At 34.1% G+C, this 13088-nt stretch carries 10 protein-coding genes; 5 read left to right on the forward strand and 5 right to left on the reverse strand.

Annotated features, from left to right (window positions below; translation table 11 throughout):
• Window positions 1-61 precede the first annotated feature (61 nt).
• The 5 genes from BOQ64_RS01775 to BOQ64_RS01795 form a co-directional block, all read right to left on the reverse strand.
• Window positions 62-1144, reverse strand: coding sequence for a chorismate mutase (locus BOQ64_RS01775; RefSeq protein ID WP_129056561.1), 1083 nt, complete (start codon window positions 1142-1144; stop codon window positions 62-64).
• Window positions 1145-1541: 397 nt separating this feature from the next.
• Complete coding sequence (locus tag BOQ64_RS23580) at window positions 1542-2123, reverse strand: hypothetical protein (protein ID WP_228448065.1); 582 nt, start codon at window positions 2121-2123, stop codon at window positions 1542-1544.
• A gap of 10 nt (window positions 2124-2133) precedes the next feature.
• Window positions 2134-3240, reverse strand: coding sequence for a DNA polymerase III subunit gamma/tau (dnaX, locus tag BOQ64_RS01785; protein WP_129059618.1), 1107 nt, complete (start codon window positions 3238-3240; stop codon window positions 2134-2136).
• Window positions 3241-3339: 99 nt separating this feature from the next.
• On the reverse strand, window positions 3340-5244 hold the full coding sequence (locus BOQ64_RS01790; protein ID WP_129056559.1) for an aminotransferase class I/II-fold pyridoxal phosphate-dependent enzyme: 1905 nt from the start codon (window positions 5242-5244) through the stop codon (window positions 3340-3342).
• Between the two features lie 427 nt (window positions 5245-5671).
• The gene (locus BOQ64_RS01795) at window positions 5672-6025 is read right to left on the reverse strand and encodes a helix-turn-helix domain-containing protein (RefSeq protein ID WP_129056557.1); all 354 of its coding nucleotides are present in this window, start codon (window positions 6023-6025) and stop codon (window positions 5672-5674) included.
• Between the two features lie 889 nt (window positions 6026-6914).
• On the opposite strand from BOQ64_RS01795, the gene BOQ64_RS01800 reads away from it, so the two are divergent.
• From BOQ64_RS01800 to BOQ64_RS01820, 5 genes are all read left to right on the forward strand, one after another.
• Complete coding sequence (locus BOQ64_RS01800) at window positions 6915-9836, forward strand: sensor histidine kinase (RefSeq protein ID WP_129056554.1); 2922 nt, start codon at window positions 6915-6917, stop codon at window positions 9834-9836.
• 77 nt (window positions 9837-9913) lie between these two features.
• Window positions 9914-10525, forward strand: a complete 612-nt coding sequence (locus BOQ64_RS01805; protein WP_129056552.1) for a response regulator transcription factor — start codon at window positions 9914-9916, stop codon at window positions 10523-10525.
• A 220-nt stretch (window positions 10526-10745) separates the two neighbouring features.
• Window positions 10746-11945, forward strand: coding sequence for an MFS transporter (locus tag BOQ64_RS01810; protein ID WP_129056551.1), 1200 nt, complete (start codon window positions 10746-10748; stop codon window positions 11943-11945).
• A 150-nt stretch (window positions 11946-12095) separates the two neighbouring features.
• The gene (locus BOQ64_RS01815; RefSeq protein WP_129056549.1) at window positions 12096-12509 is read left to right on the forward strand and encodes a hypothetical protein; all 414 of its coding nucleotides are present in this window, start codon (window positions 12096-12098) and stop codon (window positions 12507-12509) included.
• A gap of 228 nt (window positions 12510-12737) precedes the next feature.
• Window positions 12738-13085: a DoxX family protein gene (locus tag BOQ64_RS01820; RefSeq protein WP_129056547.1), complete on the forward strand. Its 348-nt coding sequence runs from the start codon at window positions 12738-12740 to the stop codon at window positions 13083-13085.
• The last annotated feature ends 3 nt before the right edge of the window (window positions 13086-13088 follow it).

Genomic DNA, 13088 nt, shown 5'->3' on the forward strand with positions numbered 1-13088 from the left:
TGTTTCAATTTCCTAAATTCTTTTTCCCTAAGCCCTATTCTTATAGTCTGCTATTTTCGATTTACTTCTTATCGATCATGATATTATTCTGAACTTCAATAGATTCTTCGTGAATTGCTTTGAATACTTTCTCGATAAAGTCCTGAGACATTCCTGTTTCTTTTGCTTTTTGAGTTGCGTATTCTGTGATTACTTTCCAACGTTCCGGCTGGAAGATCGCGATATCATTCTCTTTTTTAAGTTTTCCGATTTTTTCTGAGATTTTCATCCTTTGAGAAAGAAGTTCAATTAACTGGAAATCAAGATCAGAAATCAGAGTTCTGTGTCTTCCCATTTCTCCTTCAAAACCTGCAAGATTTGTACTTCTTACTTTTAGGTTCCCAATCAATTCTGCTAATACTTCAGGCGTAATCTGCTGTGCAGCATCACTCCAGGCTTCATCAGGATTAGAGTGCGTTTCGATAATGGCACCTTGGTATCCTACGTTAAGCGCTTCCTGAGTGATATCTGCCAATCCTGTCCTATTTCCGCAAATGTGAGACGGGTCAATTAACATTGGAATATTCGGGAACTGGCTTTTGAAATCAAGGGCAATCTGCCAGTTCGGGTTATTTCTGTATTTTGTTTTTTGGTATGTAGAGAATCCTCTGTGAATTACTCCCAGGTTTTTAATATCCTGTCCTAAAAGCCTTTCTAACGCTCCTGCCCATAAAGCAAGATCCGGATTTACAGGGTTTTTAACGAATACAGGTTTATCTGTTCCTCTTAAAGCCATTGCAATTTCCTGTACAGTGAAAGGGTTTACTGTAGAACGTGCTCCAATCCAAAGAACATCTACATCTGCTTCTAATGCTGCAAATACGTGATGTGCATTCGCAACCTCAGTAGCCGTTTTGAAACCGTACTCTTCTTTTACTTTTTTTAGCCAGTTCAAACCAATCACTCCTACTCCTTCAAACCCGTTAGGTTTAGTACGAGGCTTCCAGATTCCTGCACGGAATACTGATACCTGAGCATTTGATTCTTTAATTCTTCTGGCAGTCTCAAGCATCTGAGCTTCACTTTCTGCGCTACAAGGTCCTGCAATCATTAATGGCTGTGTAAGCCCATCAATCCACTCGTTTTTTAAGTCTTTTAAATTCATATTCTAAATTTTATTGTTTTTATATTTTTTTGTTAAGTTCACAGCAACAGCCCTTTGATTATAAAATTTAATTTATAATTCTTTTCAAAAAATGCCGTTCAAAAATTGTTTAAAGGAATCAGGAAAATAAAAGGGCTCTACTTCTCCTGTATTTTTTGGAAAGAAATTTTATTAACAGTACCAATAAAATCGGTAATACGTTCTAAAATTTCTAAAATAAGAAGCAGAAAAGCTAAAATAACCGCTAAAATAATTAGCGGGTGCAAAGAAAGACAGATATGTATTAGATAATTTTTCCATTTTGTTCTGGAAATGTCTTTGTTTTAGCGTTTCTTACTATAATTTGTTTTTGTCGAAAAGATATTTTTCGCAGAAAACTTTGACAAATATATAAAAATTATGTCAAATCAAACTTCATTAAATCATCAAGATCTTTCAAAAGTGGATTTTTTTCTATGAATTTTTCGTAAATTTTTCTTTTGGTGACTACCTCAATCTTCAGATTTTCAACGTCTCGCACGTATTCTACCTCAATAGAATAATTCTGAACTTTTCTTCTGAAATGATTAAAAAATTCTCCACTTATTTTATCAAATTCTACTTTTGCAGAGTCTGAAGGGAACAAAACTTTGATTTTATTCTCTTCTTTTTTCTCAAGTTTAAATGTTTTTACAGCATTAAAGACAAAATTATTTTTTATCTGCAACTGTTTAAGCACGATTTTCCATTCAACCTGAAGGTCTGTATCTGTAAAGTGGTTTTTGGGAAGATTATCGGCTCTCACCACAACATCTTCCGCAACCTCAGTTTTCTCTTCTTTATTTAGAAAAGAATTAATGCTGAAACCTGAAGAAACTCCTGGTCTGGATAAAGGCTTTGAGGTTTTGCTAACTACAGCAGTCTGAGCAGGTTCAGCCTGTACAGTTTGTTCTGTTTTAGCGGGTTCTTTTTTCTCCTGAATTTTTTCAGGGATTTTCACTTCATGCTTCTCACTGAGAAACGGAGCCAGTATCAGGAATTTTTTTTTTAGTAACGTCTGAATTAGCAGTCAGCGAAGCCAATTGCATTAGTGCAATCTCAACAGTAAGTCTTGGGTTCTTGGAGTTTTTATAATTAATGTCTGCGTGATTACAGATTTCAATCCCATCAATAAGTAACTGTGCACTCCATTTCTGGCCTTGCTCTATAAACTTAGATTTGGTTTTCTCTCCCACTTCAATCAGATCTATGGTTGAAGTATTTTGAGCCATCATTAAATCTCTGAAGTGATTTCCCAGTCCGGCAACAAAAATATGAGGATCAAAACCTTTTTTAACGATATCATTAAAAGCGGAAAGAACTTCAGGAATTTTGTTTTCCTTGGCCAGATCTACAATATTCAGATATTGATCATAGTCGAGAATATTCAATACTTCAGCAGCCTTTGCCAGCGTAATATTTCTCTGAGAGAATGTAGACAGCCTGTCAAAGATAGAAAGCGCATCTCTTAATGCACCATCAGCTTTTTGAGCGATCAGATACAATGCATCGTCTTCGTACTGGATATTTTCTTTCTGGGCAATATTTCTAAGATGTCCCTGAATGTCTTCGATAGTGATTCTTTTGAAATCATAAATCTGACAACGGGATAAAATGGTTGGAATAATTTTATGTTTCTCCGTGGTAGCCAAGATGAAAATAGCATGAGCCGGCGGTTCTTCCAACGTTTTAAGGAAAGCATTGAAGGCAGCAGAAGACAGCATATGAACCTCATCAATGATATATACTTTGTATTTACCAACCTGAGGTGCAAAGCGTACCTGATCTATCAGCTCTCTGATATCATCTACTGAATTATTGGATGCAGCATCCAATTCATAGATATTATAAGCAAAGCCATCTTCTGAAACTGAGCCGTCTTTCTCATTGATCTTTCTTGCTAGAATTCTCGCACACGTAGTTTTACCTACACCACGAGGACCACAGAAAAGTAACGCCTGAGCTAACTGGCTTTCTTCAATTGCATGTTCTAAAGTATCTGTAATATGAGACTGCCCTACAACTGTGTCAAACTCCTGAGGGCGATATTTTCTTGCAGATACTATAAAATTTTCCATTGGTCAAAAGTAAGAAATATAGTTTTAATTTGAAAATTAAAAGTTTTCAAATTATCCACAAAAACTCATTTTTGATGCAATCAGAAAACTTTTAATTAATTATTTATTTTTGTCTTGATAAGCAAAATCAACAATATCAACAATTGCTTTTTCTATTTCTGATCTACCATCTTCACTTTTCATATCCAAACCACAAAAAGTGCTTCCATTAGCTGCGGTGTGAATATTCAGATAATAGGCTCCAGAAATCAGCAATGCCATAATAGCTCTGAATCTTTTTGCTTTTTCTTCTCCAAAATATGGATCTGTAATATTCTTAAACATAACATCTCCCATTTCCTCACGCTCATCAGCAAGCTTTCTTAAAATAGGCTTATGTTCTGAAAGTTCCCAAAGAATAATCTTCTGAAGCTCTTTGTTCTTCTTCAGGCTTTCGAATTGATTAATTAAAGCAATTTTAGACAGTTCTTTACCTCCGTCACTAAAATCATTATCGGCTCCACCTGCAAGATTATTACTCCAGTAGTCCTGAGATTTGATATACTCATCAATCAACTTATCAGTACTTCCGAAGTACTCATAGATCAATTTTTTATCAAAACCAGCTACTGCTGCAATTTTGCTTACTTTTAGGCCAGAGTAACCCTTTACTCTTAAAATTTTACCAACTGCGGCCAACAGTTTCTGTTTGGTCTTCTCCTTATCTCTGATAGGACCCTGTACAACTTTTCTAGGCATGGTTGTTATTAAATTTTTTGCAATTTGCAATTTATTATTGATATCTTCAAATGCATTTAGCGTTTTGTCTAAATGTTTTTTCTCATGAGTTGCCATTACAGCCATTCTGATTCTTGCATCTTTCCTCGCTACTGCCGGATATAAGATAGGATTAGTATAAACACCATACTCAATAAGTAGCTTTCCTACATCTCCAGTTAGGTTAGGATCACCTATCTTCACCGGAACGATTGCGGAACAGGTACTTCCTGTATTTAATCCTATATCATTCAATCCTTTTTTAAAGTAATTTATATTTTCCCAAAGCTTCATGCGCCACATTGGCTCTTCATCTACCAGTTCAATTGCTTTAATAATCCCCATTGTAGATGGTGGAGCTGTAGCAGAAAATATTTGCTGACGAGACTGGAACCTTATAAAGGCTGCTAATTTTTTATCACAGATCACATATCCCCCTACATTACCAAAGGTTTTACTGAATGTTCCTGTAATAAAATCAACTTTATCCATCAGCCCTGCTTCTTCCAAAGCTCCTCTTCCTGTTTCTCCCAAAATTCCAACACCATGAGCATCATCTACCATTAAATAGGCATTATATTTTTTAACTAAATCATATATCTCTTTCAAAGGAGATACATCACCATCTTGCGAATAAATTCCGTCAATGATAACAAGCTTTGTACGAAATTTATTTTCAGATGTCTTCAAAATGTGTTCCAAAGCATCCAAATTATTATGAGGAAATGTTTTTGTATTGGTAAAAGCACATCCCTCATGTACACTCGCGTGTACAGCCATATCTATAATCGCAATATCTTCTTTTTGTAATAAAATCTGAAGAGTTGCACTGTTAGCTGTATATCCTGTTGTAAATATGACCGCTTCCTCTTGTTTTCTTCCAAAAAATGAAGAAATCTTTTTTTCCAAATCATCATGAAAAACAAAATGTCCTCCAATAAGTGGAGAAGCTCCTGCCCCAGTCCCATATTTCTGTATTCCTTCAATTGCCGCTTGTTTTACTTTTGGATGTTGCGTAAAACCAAGATAATCATTGGAAACAAAACTTACAAAATCGTTCGGTTTCCCTCCTATATCTACATTCATCACAGAGCTACATCCTGAGTTATTTTTCAATCTGTAATTCATGTGTCCGTTGGATTTCATATAATCTAAAAAATCATAAAATATCTCCGCTCTTTTAACTATATCAAAGTCTGGGATATTCTCGAAATCCCTAAATGTTGCTGTTGTGAAATTGATGCTCATCCTTAATTTTGTTTGTTGTGGTTTATAGGAGCAAATATATAGCTATTTTAGAGGGCTTAAGTTTGTGCAAAAGATTAAATATTATTAATTGCACAATAAAATCTCTAAGTCATTGAAAACCAAAACAACTTATATATCTGTAACCTCGAAATTTTCCTATAGTGTAAATTATTTAGTTTTTTCTTACCTAAATTTAACAAAAAAAACACAACAATAAAACAATATTTATAAATAAAAGACAAAAGATTACAATTATACCCTTAACATACTTATTTATAAAAGATTATTTTTTTAATGATTTATTCATCAAATAACATCATACCGGGAAACCCTACCAACAACAACATTTCTCATATTTAATCACAAAATAAAGAAATAAATTATATAAAACCTACTCTCTATCGGGTTTTTTGGAAGAATTTTAAATTCACCCTCTGGATGACCTCCTAAAATCCCCGGGTGTTATACCTGTCATTTTTTTGAAGAATTTTGAAAAATTTGAGGGATCATAAGTAAATATACGTGCGATTTCTGCAACGGAGTAATCTGAGTCGGCAAGCATTTGCTTTGCTTTTCGGATAATTTCTTCATCGTAAAAGTAGCAAGGATGCTGCCCTGTTTCCTTTTTAATGGTATCGGTAAGATGTTTATGGGAAATTGCCAGCTGCCCTGCGATTTCATTTACTTCCATAAACTCAGAAACCTCTCCCGAAATTACTCGCTGGATATGGTTTTCTAAAAAATCAAAATACTGACGGGCAATTTCTTCACTTCTTTTCATCTTGTTTTTGCTTATAATTAATTAAAATTATAAAATTAAAAATACGAATTAAAATCTATATGGTGAACTTTTCGGATAAATTAATAAAGTAATAACTCCACTTTTTAACTCAAAAAAAGGAAATATTAATTTTTAAGTTTTCTTTACATTAAATTACACTAGCCCTGATAAAAAAAACAAAAGATCCCCTGAAGAGACCTTTGTTTTTTGAGACTAACCGTTTGTGTTTTTAGAATCTTTATTGCAGTAAATAATGCATTTTCATCTTTGTGATAACTGTCTGCAAAAGTATACAACCTGCTATAGACAGTCAAAAAAAGCTGTAGAATAAACACAATATTTTTGTAAAATTTTTACTACAAAACACTGGCAGATAAAAGCCATTAGCAACAGGTTAAACAGAATGGAAAACAGACATCAATCCAGACATCTTATCTTCTTGTATTTCAATAATTTTAATACACCAACACACAGGATTTTATCTTTTAAAATCTATAATTTATTATTTTAAAAGATTCTGATGATCTAGAAAAATACTTCCCGATAAGCCAATAAATGTTTAAAGGCGGACTACAAAATCCATTTCGTAAAATAAAATATCACACCATGTAGAAATATTACTACAAAATACCAGACTGATATCAGCGTCATTATCAACAAATACAGACAAAACTCATGTTAAAACAAATCAAAACATGCTGATTTATCTATATAATTTCATTATTTTTACAGCATCAAACGAAACCATTTTAACGCTTAAACACAGAGTCAAAAAATTAATGACAAAAATTTATTTCCAATCGTTCTTCTCTATTAAAAAAACTTCGACTTGTATAAAAACTATTATTAACCGTTTCTTGCTTTAGCAAGAGACACAGATCAGTTTTGCATGAGAGTTTGGGCATTGTTTTTTACTTGCTTATATTTCAACATATACGGACAACGCTATACATCTACCTGGTATAATATTGATAATGGACTTCCACAAAGCAGTGCGAAGGCTATTGTTAAGGATAAATATGGATTTATCTGGATCTCTACAGAAAATGGCCTTGTACGGTATGACGGAAGTTCTTTCATTACTTTTAATAATTTTAAAATAAATAATCTTCACTTTGGTGAATTCATAGGAGATCCTACTCAAGACAGTATAACAGTACTTAACGATTTTCAGGAGAATAAAGTCATTATTAAAAACAGATTTCCAAAACTGACCCAACTTCACAGCAGCGATAAAATCACTTTTACAACCGGAAATGAGTTTGTACATAGGGTTGCAAATAATATTCTGGCCTGTAATTTTTATAGTGATATCCAATATTTTGTAAGACTCAAAAATTCAACTTATAGTTTTACTGAAAACAATCTTATCATTTATAAGGATAACAAAGGGAATGAAACAAAAATCTCCATTCCTTTCTCCAATAAGGATTTGAATAACATGTTCGTATTCAATGAAGTTCTTTTTATTAATAATATAAGAAACAGAAAGACTTATTCCATTGATAACGGAAAAGTTTCCGTTTATCATGAACCGAATCTTTTTAATGACCCCAATACGAGGATTTACTGGCAACAGATCACAAATCAGACTTTTGTGATCAACCACAATGATATTTACATTGTTGTAGGCAATCAGAAGAAACCTTCTCTTAAATTTCTTGTACAATACAATGAAATAGGCAGCCACTCCTATTGTTCTATGTTTTATGGATGGAAATTCAACAAACTTTATCTCGGAACTCTTAATAATGGGCTGAATGTTCTGAAACTCTCCGATTTCTATGTTGCCAAGAAAAAAGAAGATTTCTCCAACAATGTTTATTATGCTTCCCTACCCTTCAGTAAGAATACCATCATTGCGGAAGATGGGACAGAATTCGGAAGAGACGGTATTGTGAATAAATATCCTTTTGGTAATAATGACAACTATCTTATGATGCATGATAAGGCTGGAAATATATTGATCCGGAAAAGAAGCAGTGTCATTAAGTTTTACAAGGATTCCGGTTATAAAAAGAAGGATTCTACTTTTATAAAACAAGGGTTTCAGGCATTCTTACAGAGTGGAAATCTTTATGGAGCTTCATTTTCAGATTCATCAAAAAGCCAGCTTCAGATTTTTAAAGAAGATCCGTTCTCAAAACCGGATTATACGTATGAGTTTAATGGTTTTGTTAATACTTTCTTTCAGTACAATGAAAATGAGATCTTGGTGGGCAACAGTAATGGTCTGTATTCTGTAGTATTAGGAAGTAAAACCATTACTCCTATTCACAAAAACATCCATGTTAAAAGCATTATTAAAACGAAGGATAATCTGATTTGGGTGATGACCAATAAAAGCGGTTTTTATCTTCTCAGAGGCAGAAAGCTTATTAAAATGCCGACTGACAGAAATAATCATCTGATGTCTGCCCATTATATTCTTGAGGACAGGAAGGGATTCTACTGGATATCATCTAATAACGGTCTTTTCAAGGTTCCCAAAAAACAGCTGCTCCAATATGCACAGGATGGGAAAAGACCCGTTTATTATTATCGTTTCACTAAAAGGGATGGATTTCTTACCAATGAATTCAACGGCAGTTCACAGCCTAATGCCTATGCGCTGGAAAATGGTGACTTTGTATTTCCTTCAATGGACGGATTTGTATTTTTCAATCCGGACAGCGTAAGAACTTTCTATCCTGACCCCAATAAGATTTACATAGAGAGGGTAAGAATAGGTAATTCCGAACCTCACTATTTCCATCATACGCTTGACCTTCAAAACAACTATAAAACAGCGGACATTTTTATTGATGTTCCTTATTATTCCAATCTGGAGAATCTTTATTTAGAAGCTAAAATATCAGGGAAAGAAAATTCTGAATGGGAACCTGTTACTACAGGAAAGGAACTAAAGTACAACATCAGCAACCTGGATCCCGGAGATTATACCCTGAGTGTAAGAATGTTGATTTCTCCGGACGGTCAGTTTGCACAGAAATCTATCCGTTTCAAAATTGAACCGTTTTTTTACCAAACACTACTCTTCCGCGTTTCTGTATCTATTATCATTTTGCTTATCATCATTGTGATTGTTCAGCTTATGACTAATTTTTTAAGAATAAAAAACAGGGTACTGAAACAGATTGTTCACAATAAAAATTCTGAACTGAAGGAAACTTCTCTTACTCTTGAAGTGGTAAAAAGTGATTTGCGGAAGGAAACTGAATATCAGAAAAAACTGGTAGAAACCATCAGCCATGATATTACTACTCCTATAAGGTTTATAGCCATGCTTTCGCAGAAGCTTCATGAGTCTGATGATCTTGAGCTTCAGAAAAAGTATTTTGACAGCATTTATAAGTCATCTGAACAGCTTTATCAGTTTACTCTGAATTTAAAAGAATATACTGAACTTTATAAGGCTGAAAATATTTTTGAAGAAGAGGAATATCCTGTGAACAGGATTTTGGAGATCAAGAAAAAACTCTTCTGCGAAATTGCAAAAGAAAGAGGAACAAAAATCATCAATACTGCAGAAAACAATGGATATTCACATGTTAATGAAAGCATTTTAGCTGCTATTATCCATAATATTCTTGATAATGCAGTAAAGAATACCTTTGATGGGCAAATATACCTTAATGCCAAAGAAATTAACCAGAAAATCATAATAACAGTCTCTGATACAGGAACAGGAATGCCGGATGAACAGATTAATATGTACATGAATTTATTCAAAAACCCTAAATTAGAAACTCCTAGCTTTAAGGGAAAAGGTCTTGGCCTGCATATGGTAATCCATTTGGTCAAAAAATAAATGCAGAAATCAGTTTCAGGCATAACCAGCCCCAGGGAACAATTGTGGAATTAATGATCAATAAAAACTAATTTACTATGAATGAAAGAATCTTAATTGCTGATGATCACTATGTAGTCAGGGCAGGTACCGCATTGGTCCTGGAATCCGGTTTTCCGGAACTGAAGATAGATTTTGCAGAAGATTACGCACAGGTAAAGAAAATGCTGGAATCCCATGATTACAGTCTTATTATCCTGGATATTGATATGCCCGGAACTCAATATAAAAAAATGATTTCTGAGCTTAAAGCTATACAGAGTGATATAAAAATCCTTGTATTCTCAGGGTATGACAAAGATGTAGCCATACAGTATATCCGGGAAGGCGCTGAAGGTTATCTGAACAAGCAAAGCAGTGAGGAAGAGATTAAAAATGCGGTAAGAACGGTGATTGAAAAAGGATATTTTTATCCTGCAGAACTGATTGGGCTTATCATTCAGAATAAAAAAAGCAATCCTGCTGAAAAACTTTCATCAAGGGAGTATGAAATCTTTAAGCTTTTAGCAGACGGAAACGGAAACCTTGAAATTGCAAACAAGCTCAATATTCAGATGTCAACAGTGAGTACTTACAAAAAAAGAATCTTCCAGAAGCTTGATGTAGCCAATATTGCAGAGCTCATCAAGGTATATGAAATGATGCACTGATATTTGCATCAGGAAAGTCAAGAGAGAGAAGTTATTAGATTAAAAAAAATGAAAACAGTCTGGTTATATTGATTGATGAAGTCTGTCTTATAACTTCCCTACTCTATAATCTGTTCCTATCACAACGATTGAGATAATGATTTTTACAATTAAAAAATAATCAGAAAATTTACTGAACCTTATTTTCTATGAAACCACTGCATTATAACTGCAAAAAATCATGAATCCATTGGAAAAAGCAGATCAGGGAAGCCAGCGTTTCCGATATATAAAACTTTGTATTTTCTTTTCCGGACTTTCGGTATTTGCACAGCTGTATCTTTTTCAGCCTATGTTGCCCATGGCTGCAGAGCATTTCAATGTATCTGTTGGGGACACTTCTCTATTGGTTTCATCATCCACCATCGGAATGGCTCTGGGGTTATTATTCTTTGCCTTTAAGGCAGACAGTTATTCCAGAAAAGGTCTGATGACTTTTTCATTGGTCTCATCTGCTTTATTAACCATTATTTCCACCTGGATCCCGAGTCTCAGTCTTCTGATTGCTATTGGGATTTTTAAAGGATTTGTAGTTTCCGGGGTTTCTGCTGTTGCTCTTGCCTATCTTACAGAAGAAGTAAGCGCAGCGGTTATAGGTACTGCCATCAGTATGTATCTTAGTGGAAATACTATTGGCGGAATGAGCGGAAGAATATTGGCGACCATTCTGGCCGGAGAGTTTGGCTGGCGGAATGCGGTTCTGGTGATTGGAATAGAAAGCCTTATCCTGGGAGCTATATTCTGGAAGCTTTTCCCTGAATCTAAATTTTTCAATCCACAGAAAACAGATTATCATCTTAAGGTAAAACAAATGAAGTTTTTCCTTACCAATCCTTATATGCTTCGGTTGTATCTTATAGCAGCTCTTGTTATGGGAGTTTTTGTGAGTGTTTACAATTACCTGACCTTCAGACTTGAAGCCCAACCATTTTCATTAAGCCATTTTATCATTGCTTTTATATTCCTTATGTATATTTTTGGAGTTTTCGGGACGATGACTGTAGGGAGGCTTTCCAAAAGAATTCCGGCAAATGCTATTTTAAAAGGCTCTATTCTCAGTATGCTGGTTGGTGCTTTATTATTACTGTCAGAGAACCTTTATATTCTCATTTTCGGGCTTGGATTATTTACTTTTTCCTTTTTTGCATCGCACACCATGGCTAGTCAGATGGCAGCACTGTATGCCAAAAGGGGGAAGTCTTCCGCAACTTCTATTTACTGGCTGTTTTATTACTTTGGATCCAGTATTTTGGGAAGTGGTACCGGATATCTTCTTCATTCCTATTCCTGGAACGTTTTTATTGGTTTTCTTATAGTTTCTGTAGTAACAGCTCTTCTTTTGGCGACTGCCAATACCTCTCCAAAAAATAAAAAAAACTGAAACTACACTTTATTTCATTTTAACATATTCTTAATTTTTTATATCAAAATTTAACCTAATCTTCACGAAAACAAACCCTTACAAACCAATGCAAGGCATAATATTTGTTGCTTATAAGATTCCATATCATCCACTAAAATTCAAAATATTATGAACGTAGCAGACCTTAAAATCAAAAACTTAGTTGAGTATAAAAATCAGATTTATACGATCACGGAGATTTTTCAGAGCGTGGAACAGGCATATTTTGTTAAAATTGAAAATGACATTCACAGTATTTACATTCCGGCAGATTCCATCAGACCTATTAAGATCACTGAGGAATGGCTTGAAAAACTGGGGTTTTCAAAAACATTCAGTTCGGATCAGAGTATCAGATATGAAAGGCCGGAAGCTTTTATCAAATACGATATCGATCTGAGCTCTGCAAAAATACTGGAAGGGTTAAAAATTTATGGTAATGCTATCAAATGTAAATATATCCATGAGTTTCAGAACATTTTCTCGTGTTTATTCGGGAAAGAACCTGCATTACATTTTGGATACATGAAAACAGAATCATAGTTAAGTAGTTCTTAGTTATTGAAAACCACAATTTGATTTACAGGTTGTGGTTTTCTTTTTACAAAAAATACATAACGCAAGATAAGTAATCTGAGGTTAAGGAAATTACCCGTAAGTCTCAACCATCTCTGAACTTTAAAATTCCGAAAAATTCACCATATATAAATCATTCATTTCGTGCATATTTGTATTAATTCAATGGATCAATTAATATAAAAAGCACTTAACATGATTTTAAAAGTTATTAATTCTATTCTCATTCTTACTGCTGTTTTTATGGGGTTTAAGCAGGGAATTGCCATGTTGTCGGGAAAACCTGAAATGACCGCTATGTTCGGAAAATGGGGCTTTGATAAAACCGGACTGATGATTAACGGAGCCGTAACTATTCTTGCTTCCATACTGATACTGTTTCCCAAAACATTTGTCTGGGGAAATTTTCTGATGGCTGCAGGAATTTTGTTGATTATCTGTTTTCATCTGATGGATAAAGATTTTAAAGGAGTACTGATAGAACTTCCTTTCCTTTTTCTCAACCTACTGATAATTTATCTGCAACACCCTCTTAAAAATTAAAAT

Origin of the sequence: Chryseobacterium sp. CH25, from assembly GCF_004119455.1 — a bacterium.
Classification (GTDB): domain Bacteria; phylum Bacteroidota; class Bacteroidia; order Flavobacteriales; family Weeksellaceae; genus Chryseobacterium.